This is a genomic window from Acinetobacter sp. FDAARGOS_559 (assembly GCF_003940475.1).
Classification (GTDB): domain Bacteria; phylum Pseudomonadota; class Gammaproteobacteria; order Pseudomonadales; family Moraxellaceae; genus Acinetobacter; species Acinetobacter baumannii.
In genome coordinates, this window is the sequence record NZ_RKJG01000005.1 from 1,011,817 (window position 1) to 1,033,913 (window position 22,097).

General features: G+C 40.0%; 21 protein-coding genes, 1 tRNA gene and 1 pseudogene. 17 read left to right on the forward strand and 6 right to left on the reverse strand.

The features are described from left to right. Positions 1–10: 10 nt before the first annotated feature. Positions 11–796 carry an ABC transporter substrate-binding protein gene (locus EGS71_RS06365; RefSeq protein WP_000135839.1) on the reverse strand — a complete coding sequence of 262 codons (786 nt, stop codon included), beginning with the start codon at positions 794–796 and terminating at the stop codon, positions 11–13. A gap of 174 nt (positions 797–970) precedes the next feature. Then, positions 971–2,002 carry a multidrug efflux transcriptional repressor AdeL gene (gene adeL / locus EGS71_RS06370; RefSeq protein WP_002000718.1) on the reverse strand — a complete coding sequence of 344 codons (1,032 nt, stop codon included), beginning with the start codon at positions 2,000–2,002 and terminating at the stop codon, positions 971–973. Positions 2,003–2,199: 197 nt separating this feature from the next. On the opposite strand from adeL, the gene adeF reads away from it, so the two are divergent. The 3 genes from adeF to adeH are packed head-to-tail and all read left to right on the forward strand — an operon-like array spanning position 2,200 to position 8,064. Then, positions 2,200–3,417, forward strand: coding sequence for a multidrug efflux RND transporter periplasmic adaptor subunit AdeF (gene adeF / locus EGS71_RS06375; RefSeq protein WP_000010635.1), 1,218 nt, complete (start codon positions 2,200–2,202; stop codon positions 3,415–3,417). A 6-nt stretch (positions 3,418–3,423) separates the two neighbouring features. Beyond that, positions 3,424–6,603 carry a multidrug efflux RND transporter permease subunit AdeG gene (gene adeG / locus EGS71_RS06380; RefSeq protein WP_001027060.1) on the forward strand — a complete coding sequence of 1,060 codons (3,180 nt, stop codon included), beginning with the start codon at positions 3,424–3,426 and terminating at the stop codon, positions 6,601–6,603. A gap of 12 nt (positions 6,604–6,615) precedes the next feature. Further along, positions 6,616–8,064 (forward strand): multidrug efflux RND transporter outer membrane subunit AdeH, encoded by a 1,449-nt coding sequence (adeH, locus tag EGS71_RS06385; RefSeq protein WP_000633117.1) that lies wholly within the window; start codon positions 6,616–6,618, stop codon positions 8,062–8,064. Positions 8,065–8,103: 39 nt separating this feature from the next. Here the strand turns inward: adeH and glyA are convergent, their stop codons facing one another. Further along, entirely contained in the window at positions 8,104–9,357 is a 1,254-nt protein-coding gene (gene glyA / locus EGS71_RS06390) for a serine hydroxymethyltransferase (protein WP_000457893.1), read from the reverse strand. Positions 9,358–9,417: 60 nt separating this feature from the next. Between glyA and EGS71_RS06395 the strand changes: the two genes are divergently transcribed. Next, positions 9,418–9,573, forward strand: a complete 156-nt coding sequence (locus EGS71_RS06395) for a hypothetical protein (RefSeq protein ID WP_002010476.1) — start codon at positions 9,418–9,420, stop codon at positions 9,571–9,573. A 29-nt stretch (positions 9,574–9,602) separates the two neighbouring features. On the opposite strand, the gene EGS71_RS06400 is transcribed toward EGS71_RS06395, so the two are convergent. Beyond that, positions 9,603–10,832: an alpha/beta hydrolase gene (locus EGS71_RS06400; RefSeq protein ID WP_000782588.1), complete on the reverse strand. Its 1,230-nt coding sequence runs from the start codon at positions 10,830–10,832 to the stop codon at positions 9,603–9,605. Between the two features lie 249 nt (positions 10,833–11,081). Here EGS71_RS06400 and EGS71_RS06405 point away from each other — a divergent pair, with 249 nt between their 5' ends. From EGS71_RS06405 to EGS71_RS06455, 11 genes are all read left to right on the forward strand, one after another. Continuing rightward, positions 11,082–11,768: a putative quorum-sensing-regulated virulence factor gene (locus EGS71_RS06405; RefSeq protein ID WP_001147934.1), complete on the forward strand. Its 687-nt coding sequence runs from the start codon at positions 11,082–11,084 to the stop codon at positions 11,766–11,768. A gap of 144 nt (positions 11,769–11,912) precedes the next feature. Next, positions 11,913–12,548, forward strand: a complete 636-nt coding sequence (locus tag EGS71_RS06410) for a hypothetical protein (protein ID WP_161795015.1) — start codon at positions 11,913–11,915, stop codon at positions 12,546–12,548. Positions 12,549–12,647: 99 nt separating this feature from the next. Further along, positions 12,648–12,724, forward strand: a tRNA-Arg gene (locus EGS71_RS06415). Between the two features lie 117 nt (positions 12,725–12,841). Next, complete coding sequence (locus EGS71_RS06420) at positions 12,842–13,777, forward strand: ABC transporter ATP-binding protein (RefSeq protein WP_000128669.1); 936 nt, start codon at positions 12,842–12,844, stop codon at positions 13,775–13,777. Next, complete coding sequence (locus tag EGS71_RS06425) at positions 13,774–14,547, forward strand: ABC transporter permease (RefSeq protein ID WP_001010536.1); 774 nt, start codon at positions 13,774–13,776, stop codon at positions 14,545–14,547. The genes EGS71_RS06420 and EGS71_RS06425 overlap by 4 nt, the downstream gene beginning before the upstream one ends. Then, positions 14,544–15,356 (forward strand): NADPH-dependent 7-cyano-7-deazaguanine reductase QueF, encoded by an 813-nt coding sequence (queF, locus tag EGS71_RS06430; protein ID WP_000110170.1) that lies wholly within the window; start codon positions 14,544–14,546, stop codon positions 15,354–15,356. Before EGS71_RS06425 ends, queF begins: the two co-directional genes overlap by 4 nt. A 23-nt stretch (positions 15,357–15,379) precedes the next feature. Beyond that, entirely contained in the window at positions 15,380–16,030 is a 651-nt protein-coding gene (locus tag EGS71_RS06435; RefSeq protein ID WP_001115740.1) for a hypothetical protein, read from the forward strand. Between the two features lie 128 nt (positions 16,031–16,158). Further along, on the forward strand, positions 16,159–17,301 hold the full coding sequence (rodA, locus tag EGS71_RS06440) for a rod shape-determining protein RodA (protein WP_000075224.1): 1,143 nt from the start codon (positions 16,159–16,161) through the stop codon (positions 17,299–17,301). A gap of 19 nt (positions 17,302–17,320) precedes the next feature. Further along, positions 17,321–18,322, forward strand: a complete 1,002-nt coding sequence (gene mltB, locus EGS71_RS06445; protein WP_000951088.1) for a lytic murein transglycosylase B — start codon at positions 17,321–17,323, stop codon at positions 18,320–18,322. Between the two features lie 290 nt (positions 18,323–18,612). Then, positions 18,613–19,230, forward strand: coding sequence for a septal ring lytic transglycosylase RlpA family protein (locus EGS71_RS06450; RefSeq protein ID WP_001177236.1), 618 nt, complete (start codon positions 18,613–18,615; stop codon positions 19,228–19,230). Positions 19,231–19,787: 557 nt separating this feature from the next. After that, entirely contained in the window at positions 19,788–20,240 is a 453-nt protein-coding gene (locus tag EGS71_RS06455) for a DUF962 domain-containing protein (protein ID WP_000835608.1), read from the forward strand. 40 nt (positions 20,241–20,280) lie between these two features. Here the strand turns inward: EGS71_RS06455 and EGS71_RS06460 are convergent, their stop codons facing one another. Together EGS71_RS06460 and EGS71_RS06465 are read right to left on the reverse strand one after the other, a co-directional pair. Further along, the gene (locus EGS71_RS06460; protein ID WP_000118658.1) at positions 20,281–20,598 is read right to left on the reverse strand and encodes an AzlD domain-containing protein; all 318 of its coding nucleotides are present in this window, start codon (positions 20,596–20,598) and stop codon (positions 20,281–20,283) included. Position 20,599: 1 nt separating this feature from the next. Further along, positions 20,600–21,241 (reverse strand): annotated as a pseudogene (locus EGS71_RS06465) (AzlC family ABC transporter permease); the annotation flags it as partial. Between the two features lie 87 nt (positions 21,242–21,328). Between EGS71_RS06465 and EGS71_RS06470 the strand changes: the two are divergent. Further along, positions 21,329–21,712 carry a transposase gene (locus EGS71_RS06470; RefSeq protein WP_001055589.1) on the forward strand — a complete coding sequence of 128 codons (384 nt, stop codon included), beginning with the start codon at positions 21,329–21,331 and terminating at the stop codon, positions 21,710–21,712. Continuing rightward, positions 21,709–22,044 carry an IS66 family insertion sequence element accessory protein TnpB gene (gene tnpB, locus EGS71_RS06475; RefSeq protein ID WP_000619347.1) on the forward strand — a complete coding sequence of 112 codons (336 nt, stop codon included), beginning with the start codon at positions 21,709–21,711 and terminating at the stop codon, positions 22,042–22,044. The genes EGS71_RS06470 and tnpB overlap by 4 nt, the downstream gene beginning before the upstream one ends. Positions 22,045–22,097: the final 53 nt, after the last annotated feature.

The window sequence follows — 22,097 nt, forward strand, 5'->3', positions numbered from 1 at the left end:
TTTCACATCATTAGTAAATGCTAAAAGAGAAGTATTTTTTCTCGAGTTTCTTGTATGTACCATCCGCAATGATTGCAGCGAGTGCCTTGTCAATATTCGCTTTCAAGTCTGCATCTTCTTTACGTAAACCGATAGCCGCACCTACACCCAATGTTTTGACATCAATTACATTGCCGCCGGCAAAAGAGAAGTTTTTACCCTTCGGTTGTTTTAAGAAAGCGCCATCAACCATGATTGCATCTTGTAAAGTTGCATCCAAACGACCAGACATCATGTCTTGGTAAATCAAATCTTGAGTTGGATAAGGGACAACACTTACACCTTTTGGAGCCCAATAGGTTTTAGCGTAAGTTTCTTGAATTGTGCCCTGCTGTACACCGACACGCTTACCTTTTAATGAAGTAGGTGTTGGTAATAACGGTGAACCTTTTTTTGCAACCATACGCGTTGGTGTGTTGTAGATTTTGCTACTAAATAAAATTTGTTTTGCACGTTCATCAGTAACAGTCATTGATGAAAGAATGCCATCAAATTTTTTCGCTTTAAGTGCGGGAATCATCCCGTCAAAAGAGTTTTCAACCCAAACACATTTGGCTTTAAGTTTTGCACAAATAGCATTACCCAAATCAACATCAAAACCAGTTAACTTGCCATCTGGTGTTTTATATTCAAACGGCGCATAAGACGACTCAGTACCAAAACGAATCACCTTCCAATCCTTTGCTTGGACATTCGTCGCAACAGCAGCCAGAACTAAGGTTGTTGAAACGAATATTTTTTTCATAAAGCTTGCCATCTTGAAGCTTCTCCTTAAAACACAAATAAGGTGATAAAAACTTGAGTATTTCGAACTTACTCATCTACTGAAATAACAGCAATTTCTATACCATAAGTTAAGGATTTATGAAGATGTCTAAGCAATGATCTGTATTGACGGATTAAATGTTGAAAAATCAATCAAATTTTAAGATTAAGTTTTGAGCGTATAAGCTTCAGCAATATTATGCTGCTCGACCAAAGTACGAATTGTATATTCATGACCAGTTTCTTTATCACAGGCAAATTCACATTTCTGGTCGAAAGGTAAAGCTGTACCGCCAAGTAATGGACAGCCTGCAAAAAGTTCAGCGACCCAATCTACAAACACTTTTACTTTAAGCGATAAATGACGATTTTGAAGATAAACTGCTGAAATCGGCATCGGTGCTGGCGTCCACTGAGGCAATACCTCTTTTAACAAACCTGATTCTAAATGGTTGGTGAGCATATAACGTGGGCCTTGAATTATGCCAAAACCTTGCAAAGCCAAGTCGATATAAGCATCACCATCATTTACCGAAACACGTCCACGTACTGACACACTTTTAATTAAATCATCAACCACAAAGTCCCAATCGAAGTTGCGTCCGGTACGGCTTGAAAAGAAGTGAATTGCTTTATGATTTTTTTGCAAATCTTCAATTGAGGTAGGTTCGCCATATTTTTCTAAATAAATCGGTGAAGCAGCAGTTGCACACTGGAAAGTTCCGATACGACGCGCAATTAAGCTTGAATCTTTTAATTCACCCACCCGAATTGCACAATCAACCGCTTCTCCAACCAAGTCTACAGGTCGGTCGTTCAGACCAATTACTAAATCAATATCAGGATAGCGTGCATGAAAATCGCGGAGCCTTGGAATTAAAATTAAACGTCCAATCGATACAGGCACATCAATACGAAGCTGACCTCTTGGCCCCCGCTCTGCATCATGAAAAGAAGATTCAATATCGGCAACATCCGCTAAAATACGGGCTGTCCGATCATAATATACGGCGCCATCCGGTGTGAGACTAATTTTTCGTGTTGTCCGATTAAGCAATCGAACTTGTAAATGCTTCTCTAAAGCCTGAATGGTTGTAGTCACAGAAGCACGCGGTAAACCCAAACTATCAGCTGCTAAACTGAAACTATTTGTTTCAACAACTTTGTTGAATACTCTCATGGCATGAAATAGATCCACACGCACACTCCTATTAATGCATTTTCTAGTGCAAACACATCAATTGTTATAAAAATACGAATAGTGTTATCAAATTTAATATATTTATTCGTGATTGACAAACTTTTATGCTCCGTCCATTCCATAAACCCTGTTTCTCCCATACGGACCATAACTAAAAGTCTGAAAACAGGTATCCAAATAACTAGGAGCACCTCATGTCATTTTCCCGCAAACAGTTTGCACTGTCTGCCATCTTTGTCGCTATTTTAGCAACCGGTGGCAGTTTTATGTTGTTACATGAAAATGCCGATGCAAAAGCTGCACCAACCGCTGCCCAACAAGCTGCTACTGTTGATGTAGCCCCAGTAGTAAGCAAAACCATTACCGATTGGCAAGAATATTCCGGTCGTTTAGAAGCAATTGATCAAGTTGATATTCGGCCTCAAGTTTCAGGAAAACTCATTGCCGTACATTTCAAAGATGGAAGCCTCGTTAAAAAAGGTGATTTACTTTTCACAATCGACCCTCGTCCTTTTGAAGCAGAACTGAACCGTGCAAAAGCCCAGCTTGCTTCAGCTGAAGCACAGGTAACATATACCGCAAGCAATCTTTCGCGTATTCAACGTCTCATTCAGAGTAATGCTGTTTCTCGCCAAGAACTGGATTTAGCCGAAAATGATGCACGTTCAGCAAATGCTAACCTACAAGCCGCTAGAGCTGCTGTCCAATCTGCACGTTTAAATCTGGAATACACCCGTATTACTGCACCAGTCAGCGGCCGGATTTCACGAGCTGAAGTGACCGTTGGTAATGTAGTTTCTGCAGGTAACGGCGCACAGGTTTTAACAAGTTTAGTGTCTGTATCACGCCTATACGCATCTTTCGATGTTGATGAACAAACTTACCTGAAATATATCAGTAATCAGCGTAATTCAGCACAAGTACCTGTCTATATGGGACTTGCCAATGAAACAGGCTTTACTCGCGAAGGTACAATCAACTCAATCGATAACAACCTGAATACAACCTCAGGTACGATTCGTGTTCGCGCAACTTTTGACAATCCAAACGGCGTTTTATTACCGGGCCTATATGCACGAATTCGTTTAGGTGGAGGCCAACCTCGACCAGCGATTCTGATTAGTCCAACCGCGGTTGGTGTCGACCAAGATAAACGTTTTGTCGTAGTAGTTGATGCGAAAAATCAAACTGCTTATCGCGAAGTAAAACTCGGTGCCCAACAAGATGGCTTGCAAATCGTAAATAGCGGATTACAAGCGGGTGATCGTATTGTAGTGAATGGTTTACAGCGAATTCGTCCGGGTGACCCTGTTACACCGCATCTCGTTCCTATGCCAAATTCACAAATCACTGCTAACGCTACTCCTCAACCTCAGCCAACAGATAAAACATCAACTCCGGCAAAAGGTTAATCACATATGAATATTTCTAAGTTTTTTATTGATCGGCCGATCTTTGCTGGTGTTTTATCAGTATTGATTTTACTCGCCGGTCTGCTTTCGGTATTCCAATTACCGATTTCTGAATATCCCGAGGTTGTTCCACCATCTGTGGTGGTACGCGCCCAATATCCGGGTGCAAACCCAAAAGTGATTGCTGAAACGGTTGCATCTCCGCTCGAAGAGTCAATCAACGGCGTCGAAGACATGCTGTATATGCAATCTCAAGCAAACAGCGACGGTAACCTAACCATTACGGTGAACTTTAAGCTCGGTATCGACCCAGATAAAGCCCAACAATTGGTTCAAAACCGTGTGTCTCAGGCCATGCCCCGTTTACCTGAAGATGTACAGCGCTTAGGTGTAACCACACTAAAAAGCTCACCTACTCTAACTATGGTAGTGCATCTGACCTCACCAGATAATCGCTATGACATGACCTACTTACGTAACTATGCGGTGCTCAACGTGAAAGACCGTTTAGCGCGTTTACAAGGGGTTGGTGAAGTCGGATTATTTGGTTCTGGTGACTACGCGATGCGTGTGTGGCTCGATCCACAAAAAGTAGCACAGCGTAACCTCACCGCGACCGAAATTGTGAATGCAATCCGTGAACAAAATATTCAGGTTGCAGCGGGTACAATCGGTGCATCACCAAGTAATTCACCTTTACAGCTTTCGGTCAATGCTCAAGGTCGTTTAACCACTGAACAAGAATTTGCAGATATTATTTTAAAAACTGCCCCTGATGGCGCGGTTACCCGATTGGGTGATGTTGCACGTGTTGAACTCGCAGCTTCACAATATGGCTTACGTTCATTACTCGATAATAAACAAGCTGTCGCAATTCCAATTTTCCAAGCTCCGGGTGCGAATGCTTTACAAGTTTCCGATCAAGTGCGTAGCACGATGAAGGAGCTTTCAAAAGATTTCCCATCTTCAATTAAATACGACATTGTTTATGACCCGACTCAATTCGTACGTGCCAGTATTAAAGCGGTCGTTCATACCCTACTTGAAGCAATTGCACTGGTTGTTGTGGTTGTTATTTTATTTTTACAAACATGGCGCGCCTCAATCATTCCATTGCTTGCCGTACCGGTTTCAATTATTGGTACATTCGCGCTCATGCTCGCTTTTGGTTACTCAATCAATGCGCTATCACTGTTCGGGATGGTGCTTGCCATCGGTATTGTCGTCGATGACGCGATTGTGGTCGTCGAAAATGTCGAGAGGAATATTGAAGCAGGCTTAAACCCAAGGGAGGCGACTTACCGTGCCATGCGAGAAGTCAGTGGACCGATTATTGCCATTGCTTTAACACTTGTTGCAGTATTCGTACCTCTTGCCTTTATGACAGGCTTAACAGGGCAATTCTATAAACAATTTGCCATGACTATTGCCATTTCAACGGTTATTTCGGCATTTAACTCGCTTACCCTATCTCCTGCTTTGGCAGCGCTGTTACTGAAAGGACATGATGCTAAACCGGATGCCTTAACACGTATTATGAATCGTGTATTCGGTCGTTTCTTTGCACTGTTTAACCGTGTGTTTTCACGTGCTTCAGACCGTTATAGTCAAGGCGTCAGCCGTGTCATTTCCCATAAAGCTTCGGCAATGGGTGTCTATGCAGCACTTCTAGGTTTAACCGTTGGTATTTCCTATATTGTTCCGGGCGGTTTCGTTCCTGCTCAAGACAAACAATATTTGATTAGCTTTGCGCAGCTACCAAACGGCGCATCATTAGATCGTACCGAAGCAGTCATTCGTAAAATGAGTGATACTGCGCTTAAACAACCTGGTGTAGAAAGTGCGGTTGCCTTTCCTGGCCTATCAATTAACGGTTTCACCAATAGCTCGAGTGCCGGTATTGTCTTTGTGACCTTAAAGCCATTCGATGAACGTAAGGCTAAAGACTTATCTGCAAATGCAATTGCAGGTGCACTCAACCAGAAATATTCAGCTATTCAAGATGCTTATATCGCGGTTTTCCCACCACCACCAGTGATGGGCTTAGGCACGATGGGCGGCTTTAAACTCCAACTTGAAGACCGAGGTGCCTTAGGCTATTCAGCCTTGAACGATGCTGCTCAAAACTTTATGAAGGCAGCACAATCAGCTCCTGAACTGGGTCCAATGTTCTCAAGTTATCAAATTAACGTACCTCAACTAAATGTAGATCTGGACCGTGTAAAAGCTAAACAGCAAGGCGTTGCTGTGACAGATGTTTTCAACACTATGCAGATTTATTTAGGTTCTCAGTACGTTAACGACTTTAACCGTTTTGGACGTGTTTATCAGGTCCGTGCACAAGCCGATGCGCCTTTCCGTGCTAACCCTGAAGATATTTTGCAGCTTAAAACCCGTAATAGTGCCGGACAAATGGTGCCATTATCTTCATTGGTGAATGTAACTCAAACCTATGGTCCTGAAATGGTCGTTCGTTATAACGGTTACACATCAGCAGATATTAACGGCGGCCCTGCCCCAGGTTATTCATCTAGCCAAGCAGAAGCTGCGGTTGAACGTATTGCTGCACAAACTCTACCGCGTGGTATCAAGTTTGAATGGACAGATTTAACTTACCAAAAAATCTTGGCTGGTAATGCTGGACTTTGGGTATTCCCAATTAGCGTATTACTCGTGTTCTTGGTTTTAGCTGCTCAATATGAAAGCTTAACCCTACCATTAGCAGTTATCTTAATTGTACCAATGGGAATCTTAGCGGCTCTGACAGGTGTCTGGTTGACAGCTGGAGATAACAACATCTTTACTCAAATCGGTCTAATGGTACTGGTCGGGCTAGCCTGTAAAAATGCCATTTTAATTGTCGAATTTGCGCGGGAACTTGAAATGCAAGGTGCGACTGCCTTTAAAGCAGCCGTTGAAGCAAGTCGTCTACGTTTACGCCCAATTTTAATGACCTCTATTGCATTTATTATGGGTGTAGTGCCACTGGTTACTTCAACTGGCGCAGGTTCTGAAATGCGACATGCGATGGGTGTTGCCGTATTCTTCGGCATGATCGGTGTAACATTCTTTGGTTTATTCCTCACCCCGGCCTTTTACGTTCTGATTCGTACCCTCAACAGCAAACATAAACTGCATTCTGCGGCAGTTCATGAAGCGCCGTTAGCTAGCCCACACGATCATTAAGGAGGACATTTGGTGATTACATCAAAACAAAACTGGTTGTTGTCCTCACTCATGGGAAGCCTGCTTCTTGCAGGCTGCTCATTGGCCCCAGAATATCAACCTGCAAAAGTTATAGTGCCAGTCAAATTCAAAGAATCTGACCCCAAACTTGAAGATAATAACTGGAAGATTGCCCAACCTGCTGATCAGCAAACTCGTGGTGAATGGTGGCGCATTTACAATGATGCTCAACTGAATGAACTTGAACAGCAAGCTATCGCAGGCAACCAGAACCTAAAAGCGGTGGCAGCCAATATTCAGGCTTCACGTGCATTACGTTCGGCAGCTCAAGCTGAACGCTTACCAAGTATTGATGCCGGATTTGGGCCAACCCGCCAAAAGCCGTCTCCGGCTTCACTCGGTTTAGATGACAAAGCACATACTTCGGCTCAAACCTTATGGCGCGCTCAAGCCAATGTTTCATATGAGCTCGATTTATTTGGTCGTGTAGCAAGTAGTGTCAACGCAGCAACAGCAGATCTACAGCAACAAGAGGCTCTATATCAGTCGGCACTTTTAGCTCTACAAGCGGATGTAGCTCAAGGTTATTTTCTGATACGTCAACTTGATACAGAACAAGCAATTTATAACCGAACAATCAAATTGCTAGGTGAAACACGAGATTTAATGCAGCTTCGTTTTAAAAACGGACTGGTCAGTGAATTAGATGTTTCTCGTGCACAAAGCGAACTTGCTACCGCACAAACCACTGCCCTAAATATTGCTCGTAACAGAGCCAGTGCAGAACATGCGCTTGCAGTCTTATTAGGAAAACCACCAGCAGACTTTAACTTGGCAGTTCAACCTTTAACTGCAAATAGTATCCGTCTCCCTGCCGGTTTGCCGTCAACTTTACTTGAAAGACGACCCGATATTGCGGCTGCAGAGCGTGCAATGGCAGCAGATAATGCACGTATTGGGATTGCTCGTGCAGCATTTTTCCCAAAACTCAGTCTTACAGGAGCTTTAGGTTATGAATCTTCAAGTTTAAGCGAGTTGGGTAAATGGTCGAGTCGGACTTTTTTACTAGGACCTGTCGCTGGTACTATTTTGTCGTTACCTTTATTTGATGGTGGACAACGTAAAGCAGGCGTTGCTCAAGCAAGAGCGGCTTATGAGGAAAGCGTCGCCAACTATAGACAAACTGTACTAAACGCATTTCGCGAAGTTGAAAATGGTTTATCTGATCAAAGAATTCTCGATCAGCAAATTCAGGCTCAAAACCAAGCACTCTCCTCTTCTCGTCATGCCAATCAACTTTCTCATTTACGTTATCGAGAAGGTGCTATTAGCTATCTTGATGTAATTGATTCTGACCGCACTATTTTGCAACAAGAACAATTAGCAGCTCAGCTGAAAGGTAGCCAAATCATTGCAAGCATCAATTTAATCCGTGCTTTAGGGGGCGGTTGGAGTAGTTAATAAAAAAGCGCCTTACGGCGCTTTTTTTATATACACAAATTATTTTGCATATACAGGGAATTTTGCACAAACAGCTTCAACTTTTGCTTTTACATCAGCAATAACTTTTTCGTCACCTTTGCTGTCAATCACGTCAGCGATCCAACCAGCAAGTTCACGAACTTCAGCTTCACCAAAACCACGAGTTGTTACTGCCGGAGTACCGATACGGATACCAGAAGTCACAAATGGAGAACGTGGGTCATTTGGAACTGAGTTTTTGTTCACAGTAATGTGAGCAGCACCTAACCAAGCGTCTGCATCTTTACCAGTTACGTCTTGTTTGATTAAAGATAACAAGAATAAGTGGTTGTCTGTACCACCAGAAACAACATCATAACCACGAGCGATGAATACTTCAGCCATTGCTTGAGCATTTTTCACAACTTGTTGTTGGTAAGCTTTAAAGTCGTCAGACATTGCTTCTTTGAAGCAGATTGCTTTAGCAGCAATCGCATGCATTAATGGACCACCTTGGTTACCAGGGAATACAGCTGATTGAAGTTTTTTCTCGATTTCTTCATTCGCTTTCGCAAGGATTAAACCAGAACGTGGACCACGAAGCGTTTTGTGAGTCGTCGTTGTTGTTACGTCAGCAATTTGAACTGGGTTTGGATATACACCAGCAGCAACAAGACCAGCAACGTGAGCCATATCAACAAAAAGGTAAGCACCAACTTTGTCCGCGATGTCACGGAAACGTTGCCAATCTACAACACGGCTATAAGCAGAGAAACCAGCAACGATCATACGTGGCTTGTGTTCCAATGCTAAACGTTCAACTTCTTCGTAATCAATCTCACCAGTTTCAGCATTTAGACCATACTGAACAGCGTTATACGTTTTACCAGAGAAGCTAACTTTTGCACCGTGAGTCAAGTGACCACCGTGAGCCAAGCTCATACCTAAAACTGTATCGCCTGGGTTAAGAAGCGCTAGATAAACAGCAGAGTTAGCTTGTGAGCCAGCGTGTGGTTGAACGTTTGCGTAATCTGCACCAAAAAGTTCTTTAGCACGGTCAATCGCCATTTGCTCAATAACATCTACAAATTCGCAACCGCCATAATAGCGTTTGCCAGGATAACCTTCTGCGTATTTGTTCGTAAGTTTTGATCCTTGCGCTTCCATTACCGCAGGAGAGCAATAGTTTTCAGATGCAATTAACTCGATATGTGCTTCTTGACGCTCATCTTCAGAAGCAATTGCTTGAGCTAATTCTGGATCAAATTCAGAAATGGAAATATTGGCAAACATTAGCGGGGGTCCTATAAATTAGGGCTTTTAAGCCGTGCTAAGATTGCGGCATATTGTAGCATGAACTTTATAATTAAACAGAATGAAGTTAGCTCAGTTTTAAATAAAAATGGCTCAAGTTTTATAAAAAATGAGCCATTGTTTATAAATCAATTAAAAAGCTCGTTTAAAGCTTATATTTTAAATTTATCCATCGTTAATTTTAGCTTACAATAATATTAAAAAGTCTTTAAATATCAATAACTCTACTGAGCTGCCAGTAAAGACTGAACATTTCCAACAATATTATCTACATTACTACTCATCGCCGTCCCATGATCCCAGTTACCCGTCACATAACTATTAATTTTAGTACCTACGACAGTGGCATTAGATATCAAGATATCCGTTGCTACTTTAGGTACTGTCGAATCTGCTAAACCCTGATAGATAATGATTGGTGTCGTAACTTTTACTTGTAACGGCTGCGAATCTTTATCTAAAAATGTTTTAACTAACGGTACAGCCATAAAGTTAGGCTGTGTGCGGGTATAACCGTCAAGTGTTCCATTATGTTCTGTAACATACTGAGTCATACCCGCTCCAAAGGCCTGTCCTAATGGTCCAGAACAAATTGTTTCCGCTTGTTGGGCAATACTTGAAATTTGTGGAGTAAATACTTGTGGATAATCAAAAGTGGGTTGTGTGTTGCGAATACCAGCTGTGACTAAAGCTGTATAAGTGTCAAGTTGAGCATACATTGAGATCTTTTTATCTAGAGTTGCATTCGCAACAGACTGCTCGCCTGCTATTAAAATAAAACCTAAATTAGAAGCAGGCGCTACGGCTACTGTACCTTTATATTCTAGTTGTGCACGGCTCGCATACTGTGCAGCTCCTAATGCAGCATGCCCACCTTGAGAATGACCTACAGTGACCCATTTTTTCGAAGTTAATAAATTACGTTGCGATAAATAATTGCGTGTTGCAACCACTGCATCGGTAATTGAAAAAGCCTCACTTTTAACATTTAAGAAAGGATGTATACCTGGGGTACCCAAACCTTCATAATCAGGTGCCACAACAACATAACCTGCTGCTAATAATTTACTAATTAAATCTTTTGTACTGTCTGCTAAAGCTGCTTTACTTGGTGCACATACATCTGCCACACCCGTAGTGCCATGCGCCCAGACTACAATGGGCCAACCGCCGACTGGTGGTGGAGTGTTTGGTGTAAACACTAGACTTGTTGCCTGCACTTCTTGTCCACTTTGACCTAACATTTTATAAGTTAAAATACTACTTTCTGCGGCAACTGATCCTAAGTTAGTACTTGTATAGGCTTCAACTTTAACAACTGGATTTTGAATATTATTGGTTGGAGTTCCAGATGGATTAGTAGTAGCTGGGCCATCATCACTACTTCCACCTCCACAAGCGACTAAAAATAAACTCGTACTAAGAACGCTCGTCATTAATAGTTTCATTTTCATTGGTATATCTTCCCTTAAATTCCATTTTTGTTGTGCTTTAGTTTTTTAATCAACATTCTCTAATGTCTTAAAAACAATTACGCCTAATCTTAATTTTCCGCAAGTTCTATTCGACAAAATCAATCCCTGAAAAATTCTATTTTTAATATAAATTGTCGTTCTCACCACTTTCCGCCTCACTTCAGGTTTTAAAGTGCGAGGCCAACTGTTAACATTCTTGGTTACTCGTAATTGTTTAAAGGGCCGGATATGCAAGCCATTATTTTAGATACAGAAACACATACACTAAATGGTTTGCCTATTGAAATTGCATATGCCCCAATTGAAATTAATGCAGGCAAGCTCACCTTAGATAAAAGCAAATTGTTTGATCAACTTTATCAAGTTGGGACCCCTATCTCTTACGCAGCTATGGCAGTACACCATATATTAGAATCAGATTTAGAAAATCAGCCCCACTATAAAACTTTTAAATTGCCAGACACTACAACTTATATTATTGGCCACAATATTGATTATGATATTGCCGCGATTGCGCGTTGCGGTGTAGATGTTTCTCATATCAAACCAATTTGTACGCTAGCTTTAGCACGTAAAACCTGGCCTGATGCAGAAGCGCATAATATCTCAGCACTGATCTATATGATTTCTCAAGGCAGCAGTAAAGCTCGTGAATTACTCAAAGGCGCGCACCGTGCCGATGCGGATATTATTTTAACTGCCAATATCTTGATGCATATTGTCTATCATTTAAATATTCATGACATTGAAGAGTTGTACCGTGTTTCTGAAGAAGCACGTATTCCCACAACAATTAACTTTGGCAAGCATAAAGGTACAGCTATTGCTGAACTCCCTAAAGACTATATTCAATGGCTATTGCGCCAAGACGAGCTGGACGTTTACCTACGTAAAGCATTAGAAAGTGCATTTTAACGGCCTAAATAGATGATATTCATAAATTCTTCATCATATTGTCATTTTTGAGTTTTATCGTTAGCCCCATTTATATTTTATTAAGAACAGTACTGTTTGATAGAAAAAATCAAACAGGCTGCTTCATTTTTATATTGGGGAAAAATGATGGCTGGTTTTTATCGAACCAATTTGGGAAGAGTCGCGCTTCAACAACGTAATATTGCTTTAAATGCCAAACAAAGACGTTTACTTCTATTAATTGATCATGAAGATTTTCAAACTCTCAATACCGAGTTTAAAAAACGCATTGCTCCACCAGAACTCATTCAACAACTTATTGACTTAAAGCTTATTGCCCCTATTAGCGAAAACGATTCAGAATTTGCTGAACAAATACCTCTCTCAGAATCACCTACCACGAGTTTAGAAGTAAAAGCGCAACAAAAAAGCACCATAGATGAAAATGAAAGTGCCGATTTGACTGGAGAAATTAAAGTTTCTCTAGAACCATCATGCCATTCTTCAAATATTGAAAATACTCAGCCACCAATTCCTGTTCAACAACTTACTTTTGAAGAAATACAACTATTAATGAAACAAAGCTTAAGCCAATACTGTGGGCTTATGGCCAAACCACTTATTCAAAAAATAGAACAAATTAAAAATCTTCAAGAACTAAAAATGTGCCAAATGCAATGGATTACCAGTTTGCAAGAGTCAAGGATTCCCCCTCATGAGCTGGCACATACGCTTCACTCTATTAATTATTCAATTCAGCTCATTCAGCAAAAGAACTAAAACATAACAAGCTGCTGTTTAATTAAGCATTAAATTCACTTGGTACGTATTTCGTGCTTTACCTGCAAGTGTTTTTTTCCTATGATGTGCCCCACACACGCGCTCGTAGCTCAGTTGGATAGAGTACAGGTTTCCGAAGCCTGGGGTCGTGGGTTCGATCCCCGCCGAGCGCACCATTTTATATATAATAACTTCATAAATTTATCTCAATTTTATAAAATTCCGACTATTTTACTTGGTTTATTAATCATTATCGCTCAAAATATACCCCTCTTTCATAATGTGAGAATTTCATGACTGATGCTTTGGTTTTAAGAGATTTGTCCAAAACATATCGTAATGGTTTTCAGGCGTTAAAAGGTATTAACCTCACTGTGCCTGAAGGTGAATTTTATGCGTTGTTAGGTCCAAATGGCGCCGGCAAATCAACAACCATTGGTATTATCAGCTCCCTCACGAAAAAGACCTCAGGAACAGTTGAGATTTTCGGGCATAATCTCGACACTCATCCATCCTTAGCAAAACAGCAGCTTGGCGTTGTCCCTCAGGAATTTAACTTTGGGCAGTTTGAAAAAGCATTTGATATTTTAGTAACGCAAGCTGGTTATTACGGTATCCATAGAAAGATTGCAGAAAAGCGCGCAGAACATTATTTAGAAAAACTGGGCCTATGGGAAAAACGTAATATACAAGCACGTATGCTGTCAGGTGGTATGAAACGCCGTCTTATGATTGCCCGTGCCATGATGCATGAGCCTAAACTTCTTATTTTAGATGAGCCTACTGCGGGTGTAGATATTGAGTTACGCCGTTCTATGTGGGATTTTCTGACCGAAATGAACGAAAACGGTACTTCTATTATTTTAACGACACATTATCTCGAAGAAGCAGAAATGTTGTGTCGTCAAATTGCCATCATTGACCGTGGTGTCATTAAAGAAGATACCAGCATGAAAAGTTTCTTAAACCAGCTAAGTGAAGAGTCTTTTATTTTTGATTTGGCTGAACCTATTGCCCCACTCCAGCTCAATATTATTGGTGTGAAGTTCAATTTAATTGATAGTAGTACTTTAGAAGTAACAATGGATAAAGCACATACATTAAATGATTTATTCCAACTTTTAGAGTCACAAGGTATTCGTGTTCGCAGCATGCGAAATAAATCGAATCGTCTTGAAGAGCTATTTGTCAAAATGGTCGAGAAAAATCTTGAAGGAGCGGCAAAATGAACTTTAACCAACTGCAAATTGCCCTCTGGACTCTAGTTCGTAAAGAAGTACGCCGATTTCTACGCATTTGGCCACAAACCTTATTACCACCTGCAATTACCATGAGTTTGTACTTTGTCATTTTCGGTAATTTGGTTGGCTCACGTATTGGTGAAATGGGTGGCGTAAGTTACATGCAATTTATTGTACCTGGCCTCATCATGATGGCTGTCATTACCAACAGTTATGCCAATGTATCATCGAGTTTCTTTAGTGTGAAATTTCAAAAAAGCATTGAAGAGCTGATTATGAGCCCTGTGCCTCTGCATATTATTTTGTGGGGCTATGTTATTGGTGGTATTTGTCGAGGTGTCTTGGTTGGTGCAATCGTTACCGCGATGAGTATGTTTTTTACTGACCTTTTTATCCATAACTGGTTCGTAACTATATATACAGTATTAATTACATCCGTTTTATTTTCTTTAGGCGGTTTCATTAATGCAGTCTACGCAAAATCATTCGATGATATTTCTATTATTCCAACATTTGTACTTACTCCACTTACCTATTTAGGTGGTGTGTTTTATGCCATTAGTGCACTTGGTCCTTTTTGGCAAAAACTTTCTTTAATTAATCCTATTGTTTATATGGTAAATGCTTTCCGTTTCGGCATTTTAGGTCATAGTGACGTGAACGTTTCGTTCTCTTTAATCATTGTGACATTGTGCTGTGCTGTACTTTACGGAATTGCTTATTATTTACTTGCTCGTGGTTCAGGAATGCGTGAATGAGTGTCGAACAGTCTTTATTGGGTAAAGAAACCCAATATCCAACTAGCTATCAACCCGATGTGTTATTTCCAATTGCACGTGCTCAATCTCGTGAAAAATATGCTCATATCGAAGGTATAACCCAAGGTAAAGATTGGTGGCACGTTTTCGAAATTTCTTGGTTGAATGCTCACGGTATTCCACAGGTTGCTATCGGCAGAATTACACTGCCAGCTTCTTCACCGAATTTGATTGAATCAAAGTCATTAAAACTTTATTTCAATAGTCTTAACTTCACTCAGTTTGACTCTACACAGTCATTCATTAAAACAGTTGAAAAAGATTTATCTGCTGCGGCAGGTGCAAAAGTTGAATTAACCCTATTTCAAGTAGATGATTTAGAGATTTCTAAACCTCAAGGGATCTGTATTGATGATCTTATGCCAGAGCGTTTAGAACGACACCCTGATGCTACTCTCTTAAAACTTGATGAGTCAGGTGAAGAAATCGAAGTTGAACTGTATTCTCATCTTTTGAGAAGTAACTGCCCAGTCACGGGTCAACCGGATTGGGGGACAGTTTTTATTCGTTTTAAGGGCAAAAAACCTTGTTATCGTAGTCTTTTAGCCTATATTATTTCGTACCGTCAGCATAACGGTTTCCACGAACAATGTGTCGAACAAATCTTTGCCGATATTTGGCAAAATTTGCAACCTGAAAAGCTGATGGTTTATGCAACTTATACTCGCCGCGGTGGACTTGATATCAATCCTTGCCGAGTATCGGATCTTACATGGATGCCAAAACCGATTCGATTGGCACGACAATAAAACGAATAATTTGAGGATACACCATGCCGTTTTTTGGTTTTACCCCTTCTGAAGGCTTATTGAACGATATACAGACTGGAATTGCGAATAAAAATTCTAGTGAACCGTTATATCCACTTCGAGACAAAATCGCTTTACAACTCAATGAAGAAATTATTGAAAATGTACTTACCCAGTTAGTACAACATTTCCCAGCGAGTGAAAAAAGAGATACTGCCGAAAAACTAGCTGGTTATGTCAAATCAACAGTTGCCGTGCTTTTAAAGCAATTACTCAGCAAAGCGCCAAACGATGTGGTTAAACAGTCAGTTGAGTTTTCAGAGAAAAGCTTATTTAAAGATCCGCAAGGCCAATATAAAGTTGGCGTTGCTTTAGATGCTGGCCTAGTTACCAACTTGAAGCATAATTTTGCCGAGCTTCAGGCGGGTAATGACATTAATAAAGCAGCATTAGCAGAACTATATAAACAGTTCGGTGATGCTATGGTGAGACATTTTATGTCTGACTTTAATAAAACATTAGATTTAGGCATGATTAAGCGTAAAGCAGCCGATATTGGCGCTGCTGCTGTAACTAAAGCAGTTCATATTGCGATCGACAAACTCATTCCAAGTTTAAATCGCACTGAACTAAAAGCGATGGCTGAATATCATGATGGACTATTCTTTAACTAATAAAAAATAGTCTATCGGAAACCTGGTGAGAGCCAGGTTTTTTTATTGCAAAATATTGATATACATTGTCATAAATCAGGTTTATGTTAGCATGCGCCAAGCACTGATTGACCTTTAGTTAAAGCCGCATGTCTCCTAGTCCACAATATAAATTTTTACGCCAAGCTCCTCGAGATGGCCTTAGTACTGCCATGCAACCTTCGCGCTGGCAGCAGCTTCATATTGACCCTTGGTTATGCCTATTTTTATTCCTAAATGCATTGTTAGGTTTAACGGTACTTTATAGTGCATCTGCACAAGATGTGGGACTCGTCAGTAAACAGGCCATGAGCTTTGGTATCGGCTTTCTGGTCATGATTAGCCTAGCGCAAATTCCACCCAAGGTTTATCAAGCTTTTTCACCTTATTTTTATTTATTTGGCCTGTTTTCCTTAATTGGCGTTATGGTTTTTGGCGAAGTTCGCATGGGTGCGCAGCGCTGGATCGATATTCCGGGGTTCGGGAGTGTTCAACCCAGCGAATTTATGAAAATTGGCATGCCAATGATGGTTGCATGGTTTTTAGCTCGTAAACCTCTTCCTCCTAGCTTCTCGCAGGTTATTTTGTCTTTAATGTTAATTGGTGTTCCATTTTTACTTATTGCAGAACAGCCTGACCTAGGAACATCACTATTAGTATTAGCAAGTGGGATTTTTGTACTGTTCTTAAGCGGGTTATCTTGGCGCATGATCGGTGCAGCAGCAGCTTGTGCAGCTATTGTGATTCCAATTGCATGGGAATTCCTTTTACACGACTATCAACGTCAACGGGTATTAACGTTGCTTGACCCGGAAGCGGATGCTTTAGGAACAGGCTGGAATATTATTCAGTCCAAAACAGCAATCGGTTCTGGTGGGTTTTCAGGTAAAGGTTTCCTCGAAGGTACTCAATCACATTTGCACTTCTTACCAGAAGGCCATACTGACTTTATTATTGCTGCTTACTCAGAAGAATTCGGTTTAATTGGTGTACTTATATTAGTAATTCTTTATTCGGCCATTATTTTTAGAACATTTCAAATCGGTTTACAAAGCTTTCACAATTATGGCCGATTAGTGGCTGGCGCGTTTGGTTTGTCTTTTTTTGTTTATGTATTTGTAAACGCAGGAATGGTCAGTGGTATTTTACCTGTAGTGGGTGTTCCCTTACCTTTTATGAGTTATGGCGGTACCGCTATTATTACTTTAATGGCCACTTTTGGTTTAGTCATGTCTATTCATACACATCGATAATCTGGAATTTAAAAAAGATATGTTGTCTCAATTTGTTAATAAAACTTTAAAAGTGCTTGCCTTGTGTACTGGCCTTATTAGCACAAGTCATTTTGCTCAGGCCAATGATTTTGTAACTCATCCTAACTATTTAAATTTTAAACAAAAAGCCATGAGCACTTATGGCTTAAGCGGTGAACAGGTTGACGCCGCTATGAATGGTGCAAAAAATTTACCAAACATTATAAATATTATGACTCGCCCTGGTGAAAGTAAGCCTTGGTACGACTATCGCTCTATGTTTTTAGTCGAAGGTACTATTCAACGTGGTGTCCGCTTTAAAAACCAATATGCCGATGCTCTCAATCGTGCTGAACAACAATTTGGTGTCTCTCAAGCGGTTATTCTAGGCATTTTAGGTGTTGAAACAGGTTATGGAGCCAATAAAGGCTCGTTTATTACTCGTGATGCACTTGCAACGTTAGCTTTTGGCTACCCACGCCGTGCTGAATATTTTGGTGATGAGTTAGCTGCTCTCATTGCATGGACTTACAAAGAAGGCTATCCAACCAATAGTATTGTAGGTTCTTATGCAGGTGCCATTGGCTTCCCGCAGTTTATGCCAAGCAACATTAGTAAGTACGGGGTCGACTTTGATGGTAATGGTCATATCGACCTACGAAACTCTGCAGAAGATGCGATTGGCTCAATCGCAAATTACTTAGCAAAACAAGGCTGGCAACGCGATCAACCTATTGGTTTTATGGCTCGTTACACAGGTTCAAATCCGGAAAGTATCATTGCTAAAGATTTGACCCAGCCCACTCCGTATGGTGCACTAAAAAACCAAGGGATTTCCCCTTTAAATCCGTTAGTCAAAATTGATGACTTAGATATGGTAAATGTTATTCAATTACAAGACTATAACGGTCCAATTTACTATTTAACCTATCCGAACTTTCAAGTAATTACGACTTATAACAAAAGCCGAATGTATGCGACTGCCGTATGGTTGTTAGGTACAGAAGTAGCTAGCCGATAGGCTAGCTTTTTGATGAGTTTATGTAAAAGTCAATAAATATTTTTGTTAAATCGATCACAATACAAACATTTTAAATAACTTGTTACATATTTGGTTATTTTTTAACCTAAAACTGTAAGTTTTTGCCCTTTTTGTAACTATTTCTCGTTAAAGACTAGACACTCTCCGTAAGCGATGAATATTATCCACCCCAATCAAGCAATTGCAAAAGTGAATAATTAGGCATGTTCACTTCAATTTTTAGCTCTTTGGCTAAATGAAAAAGTGCATGTTCTCAGGAGTTTATATAAATGCAGTTATCGCTGAAATACATTCTTGCACTGACGGCTAGTTTAAGCATGGCCCCACTGCACGCTGAAATGATGCAATCATCATCATTAAATAGCGATGTAGATGGTCCAAATGCAAATTTAGCTGCACGTGTGTTGAGTAAAGATACTCAAAACTTTAATTCTCGTTTCTCTAACATTAACAGTCTTTCAATCACTGAACGTTCTGGCGATCAAATCCGTCGTCAAGCTATCGCAGCTAAAATTGAAATCCCTGAAGATGAGCCTTCAGTGATTGAAAAACTTAACACAGTAGCTTCAAATACTGTTCGTAAGTTTAGCCAAACTGGCATGGCATCGTGGTATGGTCGTCAATTTCATGGCCGTAAAACTGCAAGTGGTGAAACATTCGATATGAATGCACTTACTGCTGCTCACCGTAGCTTACCGCTTAACTGTTATATCCGTGTCACCAACAAAGACAATGGCAAAAGCGTAGTGGTAAAAGTAAACGATCGTGGTCCTTTCCATGGTAATCGTGTGCTTGATTTATCATACGGTGCAGCTAAACGCCTTGGTATTACCAATGCTGGTACTGCTAAAGTAAGTATTGAGCGTGTAGACGGTCCTACTTCATAAGCGATTACTCCTCGAGTTCATGAAAAAGCCACAAGTTAAGTTGTGGCTTTTTTAATATAAAAAAGAGCAAAAAGACCCTATAAAAATTTTGTGTCTAGACTCGTTTTTTCATTACAAAAATGATTATTTTTTAACCCAAAAACACAATGATTTATTCTTTATCGATTTTTGCGCATATTTTTCGATTACAGCCATTTTAAAATAATTCCGCTACCCTAGTACCACTTTAGTCTAAAAAGAATTGTTTAACGCGTTTTAAGACAAGATGAGTTGAGTATTTTTCTATTATTTTCCCATTCTTCATGAAAATGAGGTTTTTTTGAGGATTTGTCTCTCTCAAAATCACAAATAAATAACCTAAAATTTTTGAGCTCATCCCTCCCTTTCTTCAGTACTGTTTTTCATTTTTGTGCTGAAATGAATAAACTTTAAATTTTAGGCTTACTTGATTTAACAAACATGTCGATATACAACTTGTCTTGTCTCTCCCGATAACGAGAGGATAAAATATAAACAGAAAAAGAATGACTCAAAATTAGACAAGGAGAACAAGGTCTATGAAATCTATCGGTGAATGGTTTGATGAATATAGTGAAAGTCATCAAAACCCGATAAATAAGAAAATTCACTGGGTATGTGTTCCAGCTATTTTATTTTCGATTATTGGAATTATTGCTCACTTTAGTGCCCTACTCACCGCTTTACTCGTAGTACTGACCCTCATTTTTTATGCTCGGCTTGATCTTGTACTTGCAGTAGCAATGGCTGCTCTACTTGTTGTGATGGCATGGCTTATTTATGTTCTGCCAGTAGGTGTAGGATTTTATATTGCTCTTTTTGTGTTTGCCTGGATTGGACAATTTTATGGACATAAAGTTGAAGGCAAAAAACCTTCTTTCTTTAAAGATTTGCAATTTCTCTTGATTGGTCCGGTCTGGTGTATGGATGCTTATCTTGCAAAGATATTACCTCATTGGAAAAGCCGTCAGAAGAAACTGATTGCTCAATAAATTTTTAAGAAGCTGAATCCTAAAAAGATTCAGCTTTAACTTAATGATTTATTAGAAAATTTATAAAATAAAAAAATGCCAGGCTCAGCAGAACGCTCGGTAACACTTTTTTAAAATAGAAAGCCACGATAGTACAAAATATCGTTGCGTATAAGTAAGGATTATCTAAAAATCCTCTTAATTCATTATTTTCAAAAAAAATTACTGGAATACAAATAGCACTTAATAAACAAGGAGCTGAATAATTCAACATTTTATTCATAAGTACTGGTAATTTAACTTTTACATTTGGTTCCAAAAAATAATAACGATTAAAAAATACGATAGCTGCCAGTCCTAAAATCATGAGCCATGACATTTTATTTTTCTCCCATTTTATTTTCGACTATTACCGCAATAAACATCCCCAATAAACCAGAAATTAGAATGGCTCCTTCTATATGAAAATACTTAAGTACAAAACCACTGACACAAGTCATTAAAATGCCTGCCATTACAGGCTTCCCCTTACACATAGGAACAATCATGGCAACAAAAATAGCAATAATGGAAAAATCCAAATGATAATTTAATAAGTTAGGTAGCGCGGTTGCTAATAAAATACCAACTAAACTAAAAACCACCCAAAATAAATAAAAGCAAAGACCTGCTCCGAATAAGTATTGAGGATGTTTTTTCTCATTAGGAACACTTACTGCAAATAATTCGTCGGTAAGCAGAAACCCTAAAGTTAGTCTTTTTGAGAGAGGTAAAATAGAAACGTCATTTCTTAAAGTTAAAGCATAAATAAAATGTTGAGCAGTAAGAAAGAAAATAGTGACATAGATGGTTAATAACGATGCACCTTCCATCACCATGCTTAAACTTACTAATTGCGCAGCGCCAGCAAACACAATTCCTGACATCGCTAGTGCTTTATAAAATGATAAACCCGCATGAATTGCCATTGATCCAGCTAAAATAGCCCATGGTATAACCGAAATAGATAGTGGCAATATATCTGTAAGCATCCGGCTAACACAGCCTTACCAAGCGGTCCTATAAGCCTTAATTTAGTTCCCACCTAAAAACAAGTGGGGACTTAATCCATGAACATGGATATATATTCAGCAACACCTCCTGTTGCTAAAAAACGCAGAACATACAGCAAAGAATTCAAACTCAGTATTGTCAATGCCTGTAAAAATCCTAATACCTCGATCGCTTCGGTCGCACTGCAACATAGTATTAATGCCAACCTTGTCAGTCGTTGGATCAGGATCTTCAGCCATCATGAGGGTGCCGTGCAGGATCCTACTCATGTGAATCCAGCATTTATTGCTTTGCCTTACACTGCTGCAATCAGCCAACCTATTGATGAGAGGATCACGTTGTGTATCACCGTGCCTCATACGAATAATGATATTCAGCTAAAATGGCAGACATCAGAAATACCTGCCTTGGCAGAATTACTCAAGGCACTGGCAACATGATCCGTATCAATGAAATTTGGCTCTCTACCCAGCCCATGGATATGCGAGCAGGAATGGATACTGTCATGGCTCAGGTGGTGAGAGCCTTTGGCTACATCAAACCGCATTGCGCCTACCTGTTCTGTAATAAACGTGGTCATCGTATGAAAGTGTTGGTACATGATGGACTGGGCATCTGGCTGTGTGCCCGGCGTTTGGAACAGGGTAAATTTCACTGGGCTCAAGTTCACCAAGGTGAAACCGTGGCCCTCAGCCCGGAACAGTTACAGGCATTAATCCAAGGTTTGCCCTGGCAGAGAATTGGATTGCAGCAAGTGGTGAATATGCTCTAAACCAAGCTCGACCATTCTGCCATCCTCCAAACGTTCTATTTCATTCTCTTCAT

Excerpts from the sequence above, each read along its gene's own strand:
- EGS71_RS06450 (WP_001177236.1), top strand. The coding sequence starts at position 18,613 with ATGCAGTTATCGCTGAAATACATTCTTGCACTGACGGCTAGTTTAAGC.
- EGS71_RS06410 (WP_161795015.1), top strand. The coding sequence starts at position 11,913 with ATGATGGCTGGTTTTTATCGAACCAATTTGGGAAGAGTCGCGCTTCAA.
- EGS71_RS06435 (WP_001115740.1), top strand. The coding sequence starts at position 15,380 with ATGCCGTTTTTTGGTTTTACCCCTTCTGAAGGCTTATTGAACGATATA.
- rodA (WP_000075224.1), top strand. The coding sequence starts at position 16,159 with ATGTCTCCTAGTCCACAATATAAATTTTTACGCCAAGCTCCTCGAGAT.
- EGS71_RS06470 (WP_001055589.1), top strand. The coding sequence starts at position 21,329 with ATGAACATGGATATATATTCAGCAACACCTCCTGTTGCTAAAAAACGC.
- EGS71_RS06420 (WP_000128669.1), top strand. The coding sequence starts at position 12,842 with ATGACTGATGCTTTGGTTTTAAGAGATTTGTCCAAAACATATCGTAAT.
- EGS71_RS06395 (WP_002010476.1), top strand. The coding sequence starts at position 9,418 with ATGAACTTTATAATTAAACAGAATGAAGTTAGCTCAGTTTTAAATAAA.
- EGS71_RS06405 (WP_001147934.1), top strand. The coding sequence starts at position 11,082 with ATGCAAGCCATTATTTTAGATACAGAAACACATACACTAAATGGTTTG.
- adeF (WP_000010635.1), top strand. The coding sequence starts at position 2,200 with ATGTCATTTTCCCGCAAACAGTTTGCACTGTCTGCCATCTTTGTCGCT.
- EGS71_RS06455 (WP_000835608.1), top strand. The coding sequence starts at position 19,788 with ATGAAATCTATCGGTGAATGGTTTGATGAATATAGTGAAAGTCATCAA.
- EGS71_RS06365 (WP_000135839.1), bottom strand. The coding sequence starts at position 796 with ATGGCAAGCTTTATGAAAAAAATATTCGTTTCAACAACCTTAGTTCTG.
- EGS71_RS06460 (WP_000118658.1), bottom strand. The coding sequence starts at position 20,598 with ATGTCATGGCTCATGATTTTAGGACTGGCAGCTATCGTATTTTTTAAT.
- EGS71_RS06425 (WP_001010536.1), top strand. The coding sequence starts at position 13,774 with ATGAACTTTAACCAACTGCAAATTGCCCTCTGGACTCTAGTTCGTAAA.
- queF (WP_000110170.1), top strand. The coding sequence starts at position 14,544 with ATGAGTGTCGAACAGTCTTTATTGGGTAAAGAAACCCAATATCCAACT.
- tnpB (WP_000619347.1), top strand. The coding sequence starts at position 21,709 with ATGATCCGTATCAATGAAATTTGGCTCTCTACCCAGCCCATGGATATG.
- glyA (WP_000457893.1), bottom strand. The coding sequence starts at position 9,357 with ATGTTTGCCAATATTTCCATTTCTGAATTTGATCCAGAATTAGCTCAA.
- mltB (WP_000951088.1), top strand. The coding sequence starts at position 17,321 with ATGTTGTCTCAATTTGTTAATAAAACTTTAAAAGTGCTTGCCTTGTGT.
- adeG (WP_001027060.1), top strand. The coding sequence starts at position 3,424 with ATGAATATTTCTAAGTTTTTTATTGATCGGCCGATCTTTGCTGGTGTT.
- EGS71_RS06400 (WP_000782588.1), bottom strand. The coding sequence starts at position 10,832 with ATGAAAATGAAACTATTAATGACGAGCGTTCTTAGTACGAGTTTATTT.